The 15,967-nt window shown below is 70.4% G+C and carries 15 protein-coding genes; 1 reads left to right on the top strand and 14 read right to left on the bottom strand.

Annotation, left to right across the window (positions count from 1 at the left end):
• Positions 1–5 precede the first annotated feature (5 nt).
• The 14 genes from AAG742_RS11005 to AAG742_RS10940 all read right to left on the bottom strand — a co-directional run bounded on the left by AAG742_RS11005 (position 6) and on the right by AAG742_RS10940 (position 14,152).
• A complete protein-coding gene (locus AAG742_RS11005) occupies positions 6–911 on the bottom strand; it encodes a hypothetical protein (RefSeq protein ID WP_298710206.1) in 906 nt (301 codons plus the stop codon).
• A 3-nt stretch (positions 912–914) separates the two neighbouring features.
• Positions 915–1,310 carry a hypothetical protein gene (locus AAG742_RS11000; RefSeq protein ID WP_298710208.1) on the bottom strand — a complete coding sequence of 132 codons (396 nt, stop codon included), beginning with the start codon at positions 1,308–1,310 and terminating at the stop codon, positions 915–917.
• 103 nt (positions 1,311–1,413) lie between these two features.
• Positions 1,414–2,220: a class I SAM-dependent methyltransferase gene (locus AAG742_RS10995; protein ID WP_298710210.1), complete on the bottom strand. Its 807-nt coding sequence runs from the start codon at positions 2,218–2,220 to the stop codon at positions 1,414–1,416.
• A gap of 9 nt (positions 2,221–2,229) precedes the next feature.
• Positions 2,230–2,865 (bottom strand): hypothetical protein, encoded by a 636-nt coding sequence (locus tag AAG742_RS10990; RefSeq protein WP_298710212.1) that lies wholly within the window; start codon positions 2,863–2,865, stop codon positions 2,230–2,232.
• A complete protein-coding gene (brnQ, locus tag AAG742_RS10985) occupies positions 2,862–4,280 on the bottom strand; it encodes a branched-chain amino acid transport system II carrier protein (RefSeq protein ID WP_298710214.1) in 1,419 nt (472 codons plus the stop codon). Before brnQ ends, AAG742_RS10990 begins: the two co-directional genes overlap by 4 nt.
• A 143-nt stretch (positions 4,281–4,423) precedes the next feature.
• Positions 4,424–4,585 carry a hypothetical protein gene (locus AAG742_RS10980; RefSeq protein WP_298710216.1) on the bottom strand — a complete coding sequence of 54 codons (162 nt, stop codon included), beginning with the start codon at positions 4,583–4,585 and terminating at the stop codon, positions 4,424–4,426.
• A 130-nt stretch (positions 4,586–4,715) separates the two neighbouring features.
• Positions 4,716–5,825 carry an NAD(P)H-binding protein gene (locus tag AAG742_RS10975; protein ID WP_298710218.1) on the bottom strand — a complete coding sequence of 370 codons (1,110 nt, stop codon included), beginning with the start codon at positions 5,823–5,825 and terminating at the stop codon, positions 4,716–4,718.
• Between the two features lie 156 nt (positions 5,826–5,981).
• A complete protein-coding gene (locus tag AAG742_RS10970; protein WP_298710229.1) occupies positions 5,982–6,692 on the bottom strand; it encodes a GNAT family protein in 711 nt (236 codons plus the stop codon).
• 5 nt (positions 6,693–6,697) lie between these two features.
• A complete protein-coding gene (locus tag AAG742_RS10965) occupies positions 6,698–7,795 on the bottom strand; it encodes a GNAT family N-acetyltransferase (protein WP_298710220.1) in 1,098 nt (365 codons plus the stop codon).
• Positions 7,796–8,035: 240 nt separating this feature from the next.
• Positions 8,036–8,752, bottom strand: a complete 717-nt coding sequence (locus tag AAG742_RS10960) for an SUMF1/EgtB/PvdO family nonheme iron enzyme (protein ID WP_298710221.1) — start codon at positions 8,750–8,752, stop codon at positions 8,036–8,038.
• Positions 8,753–9,094: 342 nt separating this feature from the next.
• A complete protein-coding gene (locus AAG742_RS10955) occupies positions 9,095–9,982 on the bottom strand; it encodes an alpha/beta hydrolase (RefSeq protein ID WP_298710223.1) in 888 nt (295 codons plus the stop codon).
• Between the two features lie 172 nt (positions 9,983–10,154).
• Complete coding sequence (locus tag AAG742_RS10950) at positions 10,155–11,498, bottom strand: IS256-like element ISMlu11 family transposase (protein WP_010078807.1); 1,344 nt, start codon at positions 11,496–11,498, stop codon at positions 10,155–10,157.
• 134 nt (positions 11,499–11,632) lie between these two features.
• A complete protein-coding gene (locus AAG742_RS10945) occupies positions 11,633–12,148 on the bottom strand; it encodes a VOC family protein (RefSeq protein ID WP_298714791.1) in 516 nt (171 codons plus the stop codon).
• Between the two features lie 750 nt (positions 12,149–12,898).
• The gene (locus tag AAG742_RS10940; RefSeq protein ID WP_010078638.1) at positions 12,899–14,152 is read right to left on the bottom strand and encodes an IS256-like element ISMlu1 family transposase; all 1,254 of its coding nucleotides are present in this window, start codon (positions 14,150–14,152) and stop codon (positions 12,899–12,901) included.
• 433 nt (positions 14,153–14,585) lie between these two features.
• On the opposite strand from AAG742_RS10940, the gene AAG742_RS10935 reads away from it, so the two are divergent.
• Positions 14,586–15,746 carry a zinc-ribbon domain-containing protein gene (locus AAG742_RS10935; protein ID WP_343282150.1) on the top strand — a complete coding sequence of 387 codons (1,161 nt, stop codon included), beginning with the start codon at positions 14,586–14,588 and terminating at the stop codon, positions 15,744–15,746.
• Positions 15,747–15,967: the final 221 nt, after the last annotated feature.

Below are 15,967 nucleotides of genomic sequence, written 5' to 3'. Positions count from 1 at the left end.
CCCGGCTACGAGCGACTGGTGCTCGAGGCCTGACCGACGCGGGCTTCGCCGGCGACCGCCCGCTCCGCCGCCCAGGCGGCCTTCTGCCGTTCCGAGCGCCGATGGTTCCGCACCGCGACGACGCCGAGCACCAGGCCGAGGAGCACGGGCTTCCAGACCTCGTCGTGCTCCAGCACCGTCCGCAGCCAGCCGGGCAGTGAGGGGACGTCGATCTCCCACTCGGGGAGCCGGGGCACCGGCAGGTGGATCTGCGGCATGGTCGGCACGGGCAGGCGGATCCGGGGGAGGTGGAACTCCGGCAGGTCCACCTGCCAGTCCGGCAGCAGCTTCGCCAGGAGGGGGAAGAGCACCAGGACGAGGATGGCCCCGCCGGCCTTCCCGAGCCCGCCCATCAGCGGATAGAGGATCCGCTTCACGCTGCTGGACTCCATGGCCGCCTGCCGACGGGCGCCCCGCGAGCCGGGCGGCGGGTCGAACTCCACCACGGACGAGCCCTCGCGGAACTGCACGGAGAGGATGTCGCTCAGGGCGTTCGCCTGGACCCTCAGTCGCCGCAGGTTCGACGCCGGGTTCGACTCCACCGTGGAGAAGCCGTCCTTCTCCGTCTTCGGGTTCTTCAGCCGGACCTCCCCCACGCCGGTGCGCGGGTAGCGGCCGGTGACCTCGCCCTTGATGCGCACCTGGAGCCGCAGCGGCGGGTTCTTCACCCGGGCCCGCACGCGGTCCCGGAGCGGCGCGTCCAGGGGAGCCCGCTCACCGGCGCGCACAGGGGCCGACGCGCCGGTCCCGTCGACGACGTCGCCCTCCTCCGGCTGCGGCCAGCCCGGGTCGTCGGCGAGGAACTCGGCGTCGAACCCCTGCCGCAGCTCCAGCCGGCCGTGCTGCGGGTGGTCGAGGGTCCAGATCTCCATGCCTCAGCGCCTCCGCCGGAGTCGGCCGCTGAGCGCGCCGCCGAGGCGGCTCAGGGCCAGCACGCCGAGCGCGTAGATCCAGGTGCCGTCGTGGGTGTACATCCCCAGTCCGAGCAGGGCGAGGATCGCCGTGAGCACGGGGAACGCCCACGTGCTGCGGAACACGACGCCGTCGACCGCCCCGAGCGTCAGCGCGCCGACGGTCAGCAAACCGAGCAGGGCCGTCGTGGCGGTCTCGGCCGGCAGAGCGGCGCCGAGGCCGAACGGGGCCGCCAGGTAGACGGCCGCCGCGAGGGCGTAGGGCCACGCCTGCGCAGCCGTGCGATCCGGCGGGCCCTTCGTGGATGAGGAGGTGGACTCCGGCTCCGTGGGGGCCGGCGCGGGGGTGGTCTCGGTCATGCCCCGAGGCTAAGCGCCGCACAGGCACGCCGGGGACCGCCGAAAGCAGGGGTCTGCGCGGGCCGTCCTGCGACCTTCGGGGGAGCCGGCCCGCGGGCGCCCCTCAGCCCCGCAGCGCCTCCACCACGAGCACCCGGTGCTCAGCCGGGTCGAACGGGGTGCGGTGCCAGTCGCCGGAGATCCGCTCCACGCTCAGCCCTGCCGCGGCCAGGTCCGCCCGGACCTGCTCCGCGGAGCGGAACTGCAGGTGCTGCTCCAGCTCCAGCACGTCGCCGGAGTCGGGGAACTCGGTGCGCAGGTGCATGGTGACCACCCCGTCCTCGCTCGGGGCGGAGGTGCGCTCCGACTCGATGAGGCGACCGGCCGGCGTCGTGCGCGCCGTGGGGTCCTGGTGCCAGCCCTCCCACGCACGCCGGGCGGGGTTGCGCGTCTCGAATACCAGCCGGCCGCCGGGGACGAGCCCCGCGTCGATCCGTCGCAGCGCCTCGCGCCAGTCCTCGCCGATCAGGTGCATGGCCACGTTGCCGCTCATCACCGCCAGGTGCGCGGAGTCCGGCTCGATCAGCTCCGCGGTGCCGTGTCTCCACGTCACGCCGTCCCCGCCTGGGCGGGTGCGGGCTGCCTCGAGCATGGCCGCGGCCGGGTCGATCCCGACGACGTCCCGCCCCGCCCCCGCGAGCGTCACCGTGAGGATGCCGGTCCCGCAGCCGAGGTCGACGATGCGGACGGTGGGGCCGTCCGGGCGGTCGGTCCCACCGAGGCGAGCCGCGACGTCGGCCGCGACCTCGTCCGCCACGCGGCGGAAGAAGACGTGGTCCTCCACGGCGGGATTGTTGACGTCGTAGACGGCGGCGAGGCGGGCGTCGTCGTAGGTGTGCCGGTTGGCCTCGGCGCGGGAGGGGGATCTCATGGGTGGAGGCTAGTGGCCATGCGGACGCCGTTCGGTGCGGCGGGGCGCCCCCTGCCGCAGCGCCTGCCCCGCCACGATCAGCAGCATGGCCGCGCCCGCGGCCGCGGCCCCGGCCGGCCCCGCGGCGGGTGTGCCGAGGCTCGCCAGCAGCGCCCCGATCAGGCCCAGGGCCAGCATGGACCCGCCGATCCACCGGAACACCGGTGCGCCGAACGCCCGCGCGAACGGCAGGAAGTGCCCGCCCACCACGGCCGCCACCAGGGCGATCTGCGCCGTCGGCGCGTCCACGGCCCGGGCCAGCAGGGCGGTCACGGGGAACAGCAGCAGCATCACGACGACGGCCGCCCCGTACACCCGCATCGCCCCGGGTGCCGGGGGCGGCAGGGCGGCCAGGACCCGGCGGCGGACCAGGACCGCCACGAGGGCGACGCCGAGGAGGGAGAACGCCAGCCCGCGAAGGGTCCCCTGCCACGTCGGGGGCAGTCCGGCGATCCCGGCGAACAGGAACGCCGCCCCGCCGACCACCCCGATCAGCCCTCCGGACACCACCGGATGTCGCAGATGCCCGATCCCGCGGACACGCTGCTCGTCCCGCCGATCGCCGCGGTCTTCGACGGCCTGCGTCCCGATGTCCACCTGTGTCATGACTCCCCCTGGGTCTGTGCGTGATCCAGGTCATGGTGGCACAGCCGCTCCCCTCGGCCCATGCCCTCCGCCTCCCTCGACGACGTCCGCCGTCGGGACACCGCCAGCCCCACGCCGACGGCGAGCCCCACCAGGGCCGGGACGACCCATCCGAAGCCCACCTCGTATCCCGGCAGCACCCGCGCGGCGAGGCCGGTGAGGGCGGTGACCGCCGGCGTCGCGGCGAGGGGCTTGGGCAGCGCCCCGAGGAGGTCGAACAGCGCGGCCGCGGCCGTGAACGCCACCACGCAGCGGGCCACCACCAGGTGGTGGCGCACCCGGCTCCACGCCAGGCCGAGCAGGATCACGACGACGGCGATCGGGTAGAGCAGCATCAGCACGGGGACGGACCACGCCACGATCGCGTCGAGGCCGAGGTTGGCCACGGCGAACGAGACGAGCAGGAAGGCCCCCGCCCACACGCGGTAGACGCCGGGGAACAGGTCGGAGAACATCTGCGCGCACGCGACGATCAGGCCGATGCACGTCTTCAGGCAGGCCACGAACACGATCGCCGCGATCAGGTACAGGCCCGCGGCGCCGAAGTAGTGCTGCGAGGTGCCGGCGAGGACGTCCCCGCCGTTGTCCGCCTGCGCGATCGCACCGACGCTCGTGGCACCGATGTAGGCGAGCGCCGCGTACACGGCCGCCATGCCCAGGCCGCCGACCACCCCGGCCTTGCCCAGCTCGACCGCCATGCGGCGGGGGCTCTCGACGCCGAGACGGCGGGCGGCGTCGACGATCACCACCGCGAAGGCCAGGGACGCGAGGGCGTCCATCGTGTTGTAGCCGTCCAGGAAGCCCTGCACGAGGGGCGTCTCGGCGTACGCGGGGGCGGGTGCCGGCAGGGGATCCGTGGTCATGGGGGAGAGCAGGGCGACGACGGCGAGCGCGCCCAGCAGGACCAGGAACACCGGCGTCAGGTAGCGGCCGATCCAGTCCATGAGCCGGCCGGGACGGAACGCGGCCACCGCGGCGAGGGCGAAGAACAGCAGCGAGAACAGGACGCGCCCCAGGGTGCTGTCCCCGGCGAGCGGGGTCACGCCGATCTCGTAGGACACCATCGCGGTGCGCGGGATCGCGAACAGCGGGCCGATGGTCAGGTACAGCAGGCACGTGAAGACGACGGCGAAGCGCCGCGAGATCGGGGACGTCATGTCGCGCACGGAGCGGGACCCGGTCAGGGCGGAGGCCACGATGCCGAGGACCGGCAGGCCGACCGCCGTGGCGAGGAATCCGACCGTGGCCGCGGTGACGGCCGAGCCCGCGTCGCGGCCGAGCCCGGCGGGGAAGATCAGGTTCCCCGCGCCGAAGAACAGGCCGAAGACGAGGGAGGCGAGCAGCAGGCTCTGGCCGGGGCGCAGGCGGGGGGACATCACGGGCCTCAGGTGGGGGACGGGGAGCGGCCCCGATCCTATGCCCCCGCGCGTTGCCTCGCGGGCATCCCCCCTGGTCAGGGGAGGGACGACGACGCCCCGGATGCGCTCGGCACCCGGGGCGTCGTCGGAGGGGGTGGGGCTCAGTGGCCGTAGCCGCCGTCGTCGTCGGCCACGGTCTCCTTCTCGGCCTGCTCCGCCTTCTCGGCGAGGCCGTCGACCTCGGCGGGCTGCTGCTGGGCGGCCTGGTCCTGGTCGCCCGGGGCGTCGGAGTTCTTCATCTCGGGGTTCTTCTGGTCGGTCATGGTGCCCTCCTCAGGCGTGGTGGGTGCCGGCGGCCGGCACCTGCGTTCGACGAAGCGCGGGGTGGGAGTGGATCGCCGTCGAGCCAGTCAAGCAGGGACGCCGACGACGCGCCTATCACTGGCCGCCCGGTCAGTCCCTGCCCGGCAGCAGGCCGCGGGCGGCGTCGGCGGCGCGCTGGAGCAGGGACTCCTCGCCGCCGCCGGCCCACGAGGGGTCGTGCGGCATCGGGCCCATGGGGTCGGCCGTGTCCGGGTCTGCGGGCTCGGCGCCGCGCGGATCCGCCAGGGACCGGCGGATCGACTCGTCCAGGCCCATCAGCTCGTAGCCCTGCGGCAGCAGGTCCCGCACGAAGTCCTGCTCCCGGCAGACCATGTCGTGGTGCAGGCTGTCCAGCAGGGCCTCCACCACGGGGGCGGGCACGTCCGTCAGCCGCCCGGCGAGGACGCTCACCAGCTGGGTCGGCAGGAGCGGGACGTCCACCTGGGGCCGGGTGAGGCCGGCCAGCTCGGCGTAGCGGGACAGCAGCTCGGGGTAGCGCAGCCGCTCGGGGCCGCCGATGTCGTAGCTGCGGGTGGGGGAGTCGACGTCGGCGGAGGCCACCAGCGCCTCGAGCGCGTCCACGATCGCGATGGGCTGGACGAGGTGGTCCATCCAGGTCGGCACGGTCTGCAGCGGCATGCGCTCGCTGATCTGGCGGATGACCTCGAAGGAGGTGGAGCCGCTGCCCATCAGCACCGCCGCGCGCAGGGTGATCACGCCGGCCTGCGCCTGGCTGAGGATCTCCTCCACCTCCAGGCGGGAGGCCAGGTGGTCGGAGAGCTCCTCGCGGGGCGCCTCCTCGGGGATCAGGCCGGAGAGGTAGACGATGCGCTCGACGCCGGCTCCGTCCGCGGCGTCCCGCATGATGCGGGCCGCCTCGCGGTCCTTCTCCATGAAGTCGTCCCCGCCCATGCCGTGCACGAGGTAGTAGACGACGTCGACGCCCTCGCAGGCGGCCCGGACCTGGTCGGCGTCGTTGACGTCCATGGTGACCGTCTCGACGCGGTCGGACCACCACGGCTGGTCCTTGGACTGGTCGCGGCGGGTGGTGCGGACGCGGTGGCCGGCGGCGAGGAGCTTCGGGACCAGGCGGCCGCCGACGTAGCCGCTGGCGCCGGTCACCAGGATCAGGCGGGAGCCGCCGTCGGGGCCGGCGTCGTCGGGTGCGGTGGCGGGGGCGAGGGGTGCTGAGGTGGTCATGGCGTCCTCACAGGGGGTTTCTCGGCCGGGGTGGGGCCGGAGGGGGTGATGGGAGTGTGGAGGGAAGTCCACCAAGCACCGCGGGGGAGGGCAATGCCGCAGCTCCCGCAGAGGTGGTGTGAGAGGGGCCATGCGCTGCGATGACGGCTGGTCTCGTCAGTCGACCGCCAGCCCGAGGAACCGCCGCAGCTCCTCGTCGCCTGTGATCCGCACCGGCTCGTCCCCGCGCGCGAGCTCCTCGGGACGCAGCTCGAAGTACACCTCACCGGTCGGGACGCCGCGGCGCTCGGCCTCGCCGCGCCCGGTCTCCCGGTAGCCGACCTTCTCGCTGACCCGGCGGGAGGCGGCGTTGTCCTCCCAGGCGGAGGAGGTGACGGCGTCGAGGCCCAGGCCCTCGAAGGCCAGCGCGCACACCATGCGCCGCATCCGGGTGCCCAGCCCCTGCCCCTGGAAGGGCAGGCCGAGCCAGGAGCCGGTCTCCAGGCGGCGGGTGGCCGCGACGTCGGGACCGTTCAGGCCCTGCATCCCGACCACCCGGCCGTTCCGCCGCACCACGAGCTCGAGGCTCACGCCGCCGTCCACGGTGCGGGTGAGGGTGGAGGCGAAGAACCGCAGGTAGTTCGCGGGCATCTCCTCCGCCGGGGCGTCCGTCCACGGGAAGAGGAAGGGCGTCCAGGACGGGTGATGGATCCCGGCGGCGACGACGTCGAGCACCTCCGGCACGTCGGCCTCGCGCAGCGCGGTCATCCGGAGGTCGCCGGACTCCACGACGAGCTCGTAGGGCGGCCAGATCTCCTCGAGGGTGCGCGTCGGCGCCGGGGGATCCCCTGCGGAAATGACCCTTCTGGGGTCCGATGAGGGCGTCATACGGGTCACTTCTGCAGTCGATTCGCGGGGGTGGCCGGGCGCCGCAGCGGTGCCGTCGCCTCCATCGCCGCCTCCACCAGGATCGGCCGGAAGCCGAGCGCCTCGTTGACGTGGAGCATGGGCCGGTTCTCCTCGGCGTTCCAGGTGATGATCGCGCGGGCCTCGGGCATGGCCCCCCGCAGGGCGAGGAGGTTCGTCGCCTTCACGCGCATCCCCAGCCGGTGCCCGCGGTGCTCGGGCAGCACGATGGTGTCCCACTGGTCGACGACGCCGCTCGCCCGGGAGCGCGGCGCCACCAGCTCGTTCAGCCCCACGATCCGGCCCGTGCCGCGGTGTCGCGCCGCCGCCCGGAAGAGGCGCCCGGTCAGGAGGATCTGCTCCTCCGTGCGGCGGACGCGCTCCGCGTCCCACGTCTGCTCGGCCACGGTCAGGTCCCCGGCGGGCACGTCCATGGACATGCGCGCCTTGAGCACGGCGAGGTCGGCCCGTGCGGACGCGTCGCCGGGCCCCTCCCAAGCGTGCACCTCGTAGTCGGCCGAGAAGCGTTCGGCCTCCGCGAGGGCGGCGGCCGGGTCGACGGCGGGGGCGGCAACGTCGTACCGGCTCACCCGTTCGATCTGGGCGACCGCGAAGCCGTACGACTGGGCGAGCCGTACCCCGGGGTGAGCGGCGGGAACCGCGCCGGCCCTGCTCGAGGGCATGAGAACCTGCTCGCCGGGGGCGGGCGGGGCGGCCATGGGCCACGTCTCGAAGCGGGTGAATCCGGCCGTGTCCTGCACGAGCCGGTCGGCCAGCGCGCGGCCGACGCCTCGGCCGCGGTGGTCGGGGTGGACGTCGACGTGCAGGGCGGCGGCGTCGGGGTCGTCCACGTGGTTGACCAGGATGCGCGCGCGGCCGACGGCCTCGCCGTCCACGTGCGCGAGGTAGCGGCGTTGGGTGTAGTCGGTCTCGGCGGCGGCCTGGAGGAGGGCGTCCTCGGGGGACTCGTCCCACTCGGTGGTGCCGAGCAGCTCGTGGTTGTACTCACGGCCGAGGCGGCAGTAGTCCTGCCACTGAGGGTCGGCGGCTGAGGTGGGCAGGGGGAACTCGATGATGTCAGGCATGGGGTGACTGCTTTCCACAGGGAGGAGGGCGCCGCCGAGCGCCGAGCGGGGCTCGGGCGGGGGCGCTGAGGGGACCTGGGTGCGGGGGCGTGGTGCGCCCCCGGCGTCACTGCTGCTGCATCATGCTGTGAAGCGTGTCACAGGTGGAGTGGAGGGGGCAAGGCGGTGCCACGACGGCCTGTTCATGCCTTGCATCTGCTGCGTCGGCGGCTGGTCAGCGAGGATGGGGCGGGCTCCCTCTCAGGTGTGGATGGTCCGCAGGGGAGTCCACCCCATGGGAAGTGGCCCTCGGAGGGAGGCCCGTTCCCGGTCTGCCGCATGGGACCACCCTTGCGCTGCCCCGTCGGCGCCCACCGGGCCGCGCGCCACACGCAGCCCCACATCCTCGAGGACGGCGTCGGGGGCGCTGCCGCGGCGGACGGAGGCCCGCACGCTCCAGGGCTTGTCGGCCCAGCCGCCGCCGCGCACAGTGCGGTAGTCCCCGTCGCGGGCGGGGTCGGCATAGTCCCAACACCATTCCCACACGTTGCCGAGCATGTCCTGCAGGCCCCAGGCGTTGGGCTCCTTCCGCCCGACGGGTTGAGGCCCCTCGAGGTGATCGATGCTGGTCCAGGCGATGTCCTCGAGTGGCCCGTAGGTGGGTGAGGTCGTTCCGGCGCGGCAGGCGTACTCCCACTCGGCCTCGGTGGGCAGCCGGCAGCCGTCCGCTGAGGTGTCCCAGGTGACGACGCGTCTGTCCTCTCCGAGGGAGTAGGCCGGCTGCAGGCCCTGCCGGTGGGAGAGGTCGTTGCAGGTCTCGATCGCCTGGAACCAGGTGAGGGGTGCCGTGGGCAGCCCGGTGTCGTGGGAGTGGAGAGGGTGGACGGAGAGCTCGAAGGCCTCGTGCGCCCCCTCGCGTGTCGTGCCGCGCCGGGCATCGCGCAGCGTGGCACATCGAACGAACCGCCGGGAGCACACATATGAGTGAAGCTCCCACCAGTCAACCTACGAGCATCTCTATCGCGTATGGAACATAGAATCGCGTTTGCGACATCTTCGCTGCATCTCGACTGTCGAGATGCAGTGCAGATTTCACCTGACGCGCGGGGAACTCTTCGCATATCGGTCGGGATCCGGTCGGCGTGAAAACTGGGTGTCCAGGTGGGCGCCCCCGCGGGCCCCAGGGATCGCCAGAAACGTAGGGGCGGTTGCCGCTCTGGCGGGTTGGTTGTGGCGAGTCATGTGGCGGGCGGACAGGGCCGGAGGTGGCGCACACGACGCATGGCGGGACCCCTCGCCACAAACGACCGAATATGCCACTCAGTCATGGCGCAGAGGTCCGGAGGGGAGGAGGAATGCAGTCAGAACAGTGGCGAGCTGTTTGGGGTTGTCTTCGGCCATGTGGTGTCCGGAGTCGATGACAGCGCTGACGGGCCGGTGGGCACACCAGGAGGCCCAAACCTCTGCCGGGTTCCCATAAAGGTCTTCCATGTCGTCGTGCTTCGCCCACGCGACCAGGGTGGGGCACTGGATCTGGTGGCCGCGTTCACGGTCGTGGGCATCGGCGGCGCGATCGACGTGGAGGCTGGCTCGGTAGTCCGCGGTCATGGAGCCCACGGTCTGAGGGTCGCTGATCGCGGTCACCATGTCCTGGTAGTTCTCCTGTCCCATTTTCTGGGCGTCGGGCTTGTACCAGGCCAGTGGGTCCGCGCAGATGACCCGCTCAGCATGGGGGGAGGCGAAGAAGAACCAGTGCCACCACTTCTCTGCGAAGTGCGCATCGGCGCGTTCGAGGGCCTCCAGGATGGGGACGCAGTCCAGCACGGCCAAGCGGTCCACGCGCTCCGGGAGGTCCAGGGCAGTGCGGTATGCCACGTAGCTACCCCGGTCGTGACCGACGATGCTGAAGTGGTCGTGCCCCAGGTGGGTCATCAGCAGGGCGATGTCTTCGGCCATAGTGCGGTCGCTGTGGGTGTGAAGGTCGTCGCTGGGCTCGGGGGCGGTGGACTGCCCGTATCCGCGCAGGTCGGGGCAGATCACCCGGAGTCCGGCACCCGCCAGGGCGGGGGCGACCCTGTGCCAGGTTGCATGGGTACGAGGATGGCCGTGGAGGAGCACAACTGCCGGCCCTTCACCTCCGGTGGCGACGCGGAGCGTGACGCCCGAAGGGAGCGGGATGCGTTGGAGGGTGAAGCCGGGAATCGTCATGCGTCTCATCGTTGAGGGCTCGGGCTCGCGGCACAAGACGCCGAGGGGTGCGGTGTAGGTGGCGAGTCTTCTGGCGCAGATTTGAGGAGCCACAAACGACCGTTATAGCCAGGGTGTGCGATATGACAGCCGCTCGAGAGGGCGTGTCAACTTGTCTGTGTAAGCGGGGTGGTCACAGGTAGGGGTTGATCCGGTCGGGGTAGGCCGCGGCGAGCTGGGCGAGGGCCTGCTTCCAGTTCGTGACGGCCTGGCCTTCGACGAGCCGGCCCTGGGCTTTGCGCTGGCCGGCGGGTTTGCCCCGGTCCCGAGCGCGTTCGGCGGCGCGTTTGTCTTCGATGTTGCAGATCGCCAGCCAGAGCAGCTTCACCGCCGCCTCGGTCGAGGGGAAGTGGCCGCGGTTCTTGGTCACCTTCCGTAGCTGGAAGTTCAGCGACTCGATGCTGTTGGTCGTGTAGATGACCTTGCGGAGCATGGGTGGGAACTGCAGGAACGGGATGAACCGCTCCCAGGAGTTCGCCCAGGTCGCGGCTGCAGACGGGTACTTCGTGCCGAGCTCGGAGGCCTCGAACTCGGCCAGCGCCTTCCTCGCGGTCTCTTCGTTGGGGGCAGTGTAGATCGGCTTCAGCGCGGCGGCGACCTTCTTGCGGTCCTGGTAGGCCACGAACCGCATCGCGGCCCGGATCAGGTGAACCACGCAGGTCTGGACCATCGAGTCCGGCCACGTCGCCTCGATCGCCTCCGGCAGGCCCTTGAGCCCGTCGCAGCACACGATCAGCACGTCCTGCACGCCCCGGTTGGCGAGATCGGCGCAGACGTGGGCCCAGAACGCCGAGCCCTCGGTGTCCTGGACCCAGATCCCCAGCACGTGCTTGATGCCCTCGAGGTCCACGCCGACGGCGATGTAGGCGGCACGGTTGAGGACCTGGCTGTTCTCTCGGATCTTGATCCGGATTGCGTCGAGATAGATCACCGGATAGAACTCCTCCAGCGGCCGCGACTGCCACGCCAGGACCTCTTCGCTCACGGCGTCGGTGATGTTGGAGATCGTCTCGTGCGACAGGTCCGTGCCGATCGTGGAGGCCAGGTGGTGCTGGATGTCCCGGATCGTCATTCCGCCGGCATAGAGGCTGATGATCATGTCATCCAGGCCCCCGAGGCGCCGCTGGCCCTTGGGCACCAGGCGCGGGGTGAACGACCCGCCCCGGTCTCGCGGGACGTCCAGCTCGATCGGCCCGACCTCGGACTCCACGGTCTTCGGGGTGGTCCCGTTGCGGGAGTTGGCGTGCTTCGGCGCCTCGCTCGAGCCCTTCTCGTAGCCCAGATGGCTGGTCAGCTCGGCCTGCAGGCCCCGCTCGAGCGCGGCCTTGACCAGCGCGGGCACGAACCCGCCGTCACCGGTGAGCTCGACGCCGCCCGCGTCGATCTGCGCGAATAGGGAATCAAGCTGCCCTGAGGCTTTCAGCTGCTCGACCAGGTCCTGGCCCGAGGGCTCGCCTGGGTTCTTCTCGTCGGTCATGGTCATGATTCTTACCGTTCCTCTCGGTACGGCTTACACAGACCATCTGACACGCCCGCTCGAGAGTGTGATGGGCGGCCACCGTGCGGTGGCCGCCCATCACATGCTCAACGCCCCAAGGTGACCTACTCGAGTCAGTCGCTCTGATTGCTCATTTCGGCGGCCCATTCGTCGACGCGTCGAGCTGATTCCTCATCGCTGAGATCCTCCACGCGCGTCATCACCGACCACCGGATGCCGAACGGGTCGCGGATGCTCCCAAACCGGTCGCCGGAGACGAAACCCACGACAGCCTCGCGCAATACGGCGCCGCGAGCGACGGCGGTCTCGACAACGCTGTCCACGTCCGGAACGTAGATCCCAAGGGAGAACTGCGTATCTTCAGCCTCGGGGTCCAGAGCAAGCAGGTGATATGCCTCCTGGGCGGCCCCGAGCTGCAGGCGGCCACATCCGAAGTCGAGTTCGGCGTGGATGATGACCCCCTCCATCTCCGTGGAGTTCACCAGGCGGGCGCCGAACACCTGGGTGTAGAAGTCCAGCGCAGCCTTGGGGTCCCTGAGCGTCACAAACGGGGTCAGGCTGGAGAAGCCTTTCGGACGACCGTTGTCGGTGTACTGGCCGTGGGCAGGAGTGCTCTGTGTAGTGCTCATGAGCGCCACGCTAGAAGGCGTCGCTGCGCGAGGTCTTGTAGATTCCTGCCATGTCTACCCCCTCGGATCTGAGTGGGCGGGGGCCGTTGTTCCCGGCCGAGCTACCCGTGGACTTCACCCGGGTCCCAGCAGGGCCGAAGGACAGTGACTTGGTGATGTGGTGGTGGTTCAGCACGTGGGCCCTCCCCCCGGGGCGGCACTCCGCCCAAGAGCTGCTGGCCTTCCCGGCGAGCAACCTCGCCTTCGAGAGCGACGGTGTGCGGTACTGGGGCCCTACCACGCGTCGCTCCACACGTCGCTTGGTCGGCGACGGCTGGGTCTTGGGCGCCTTGCTCCGCCCGGCGGCTGTGCCCGCCTTCACCCAGCAGCCGGCAGCGTGCCGAGATGACTCAGTGCCCGTCAGCGCAGCGGACGTACATGCGGCGGTACAGACTTCCGTCCACGACCTCACAGCCGTCCTGGGCGAGGTCGAGACGTGGCTGTCGAACCGTGTCGGGACGATAACCGACGAGGCGCGTCAGGCGAACCACCTGGCCGACCTGGTCATCGCGGACTCATCGATCACCACAGTGTCGAACCTCGCTGGCGCATTGGGAGTATCGACGCGCACGGTCAACCGCCTTACAACCAAGTACGTAGGCCTCTCCCCGTACGCCATGATCCGACGACGACGGCTACAGGAAGCAGTTCAGTGGATTCGTGGTCAAGTCCCGAGTAGTGGTGTAACGCTCTGATCCTCCATTGGTGCTGTTAGGCGCTGAGTTCGAGGGTGGTTTCCGGTTCGGCGTTCACCTCGTTCCCGGTGTCGTCCACGGTGGTGAGGCGGCAGCGGGCCAACACCTCGAGGCCGAGGTAGCGGCGGCCCTCGGCCCACTCATCGGTCTGCTCAGCCAGCACCGCCCCGACCAGGCGCACGATCGCTGCCCGGTTCGGGAAGATGCCCACGGCGTCGGTGCGACGCCGGATCTCGCGGTTGAGCCGTTCGGCCGGGTTGTTCGACCAGATCTGGGTCCACACGTCCTTGGGGAACGTGGTGAACGCCAGGATGTCCGCCCGGGCACCATCGAGGTGTTCGGCCACCGCGGGCAGCTTTTCGCTGACGTAGTCCAGCAGCCGGTCGAACTGGGCGTCCACGCTGGCGGCGTCGGGCTGGTCATACACCGAGTGCAGCATGGCCTTCACGGCCGGCCACATGGACTTGGGGGTGATGCCCATCAGGTTCGCCGCGTAGTGGGTCCGGCACCGCTGCCAGGTCGCTCCGGGCAGGTTCGCGGCGATGGCGTCCTTGAGCCCGGTGTGGGCGTCGGAAGTGACCAGGCGGACTCCGGTCAGGCCCCGGGCCACCAGGTCGGCGAAGAACTCGTTCCACGCCGACCCCGTCTCCGAGGTGGCCACCCGCAGGCCGAGGACCTCGCGGTGGCCGTCACCATTGACCCCGGTGGCCAGCAGCACCACGGCGTTGACCACCCGGCCGCCCTCGCGGACCTTCATGCTCAGCGCGTCGGCGGCCACGAACGTGAACGGCCCAGCCTCCCCGAGCGGGCGATGACGGAAGGACTCGACCTGCTCGTCCAGCTCGGTGGCCATCCGCGAGACCTGGGACTTCGACAGCGCGTTGATCCCGAGGGTCTTGACCAGTTTGTCCATCCGCCGGGTCGAGACCCCGGCCAGGTAGCAGTCGGCGACCACCGTGATCAGCGCGGATTCGGCCCTTTTGCGGCGCTCGAGCAGCCACTCCGGGAAGTACGTGCCCGACCTGAGTTTGGGGATCGCCACGTCCAGGGTCCCGACCCGGGTGTCCAGGTCCCGGTGCCGGTACCCGTTGCGCTGGGTAGCTCGGCCCGGGGTGGGTTTACCCCATTCGGCGCCGACCACCGCGTCGGCGTCAGCGGAGAGCAGGGAGTTGATCACGGTCTGCAGCAACGAACGCATCAAATCCGGGGATGCTTCGGACAGGGCTTCGCCGAGCAGGCCGGCAGGGTCGACAATATGAGGAGCGGTCATCGTGATGACTCCGTTCGAGGATTCTGTGGAAGGTTGACTCGAAGGATCACACGGTGGCCGCGTCCACATCCGGAACGACGTGCCCAGTCACCGTGCGCTACACCACTCTATGGGGCACTACTTCTCCCCTGCCGGGCGGCTGAGCAAGGGCGGCGCCGGCTGCCCCTACTGCTCCGGTCGACTGGCAACTGCAGAGACCTCTTTGGAAGTCCAACGCCCCGACCTCGCATCAGAGTGGCACCCCACCAAGAACGCCCCGCGAACCCCGAGAAATGTGAAGCCCGGGACATCAGCGACTGTCTGGTGGATCTGCTCCGCTGGACATGAGTACGAAAGCCGCATCGCCAACCGCGCCTACTTGGGCAGAGGGTGTCCCTATTGCTCAGGTCAAAAGATCGGCTACGGCAACGACCTCGCAACGAAGGCACCCCTGGTGGCCGCCGAATGGGATCACGAACGCAACGGATCCCTGACACCAGCCGATGTGACGACGGGCGTGCAGCGTCGCTTCTGGTGGAGCTGCACCCAGGGCCACTCATGGCGAACAACTGTCGCATCCCGCGTCGCACTGGGCACAGGCTGCCCGGAGTGCGGGGCCGGCTGGCGACGCTCCCGCCCGGAGATCGCCCTGCAGTTCGAGCTCGCGCACTTGCTCCCCGCCGCCGTGGTCGGAGACGGGCACGTGCAGACTGCGGACAAGGACTTCCGGGTCGATGTGCTGTGCCCCGAATTGAAGATCGCCGTCGAGTACGACGGCAACCACTGGCACATGGACACCTTCGAGCGAGACCTAGCCAAGACGCAGGCGCTGGTAGAAGCGGGATGGGTCACCGTCCGCGTCAGACAGAACCCGCTGCCGCTGACCGGCCCTCACGATGTCCCCTGCGAGAACGGCGACCCCGCCGTCTACCCCATGACCGTCCGTGTGATGACCAGCCTTCTCGAGGAAGCAGCAGCTGCTCCCACCGATCACCCGATTCACGCCCACCTCGACGAACTCAGATTGCGTCTGGAGACCTACGTCGACGGCGGCACCGCCCGAGCCGTCGAGGAGGCAGAACGGGAGACCCGCGCCCACCACGTGGATCGACCGAAGAGGGATCCGTTCGCCCCACCGCCTCGTCCGAAGCCCGGACGCTCACTGGCGGAGCTGAGCCCCGCAATCGCAGCTGAGTGGCATCCATCAAAGAATGGCGGCCTGACACCGGCGGACGTGGCGAATGCGCGGAACGCATCCGCGTGGTGGCTTTGCAGTCTCTGCGGTGCCGAATGGGAGGCTGTCGTCGGGCAGCGAACTCGACGTCAGACCCTTGGCTGCCCGGACTGCGGGAAAGCGCGCGCCGGAGCAGCACGATCCCGCCCCCAGCCTGGGCTGTCATTGGCAGACCTCCGCCCGGACCTGGCCGCGCAGTGGCACCCGACCCGAAACGCGCCGTTGACGCCCCATGACGTCAGACCCGGTTCGCATAAGCGGGTGTGGTGGAGAAGTCCCGGCGGGCAGGAGTGGGAGTCATCTGTCTATAACCGCACATCCAAACGCCCATCGTCCGAGGTTCACGGCGACGCAGGCCCGGACTCCCCCGACTCCGCGTGACACCTCGGCCCGCCCACCCTTGGAAACTCTGGAGGTGGAGACGGGCGCACTTACTTTTCACACCTCAGGGTTCCTCACCGGATGTCGGAAGTGTCCACCGCGTGTCGTGTGAAATCTTGGCTGCATCTCTACACCCGCATAGTGGTGTAGCGCCCGGTGGTCGGGCACGTCGTCTCAGACGTGGACGCGGCCACCGTGTGATCCTTCGAGTGAACCTCTCA

The organism is Micrococcus sp. 2A, from assembly GCF_039519235.1.
GTDB lineage: Bacteria > Actinomycetota > Actinomycetes > Actinomycetales > Micrococcaceae > Micrococcus.
Note: the sequence above shows the minus strand (reverse complement) of the source record. Positions and strands in the feature narration are given on the sequence as shown.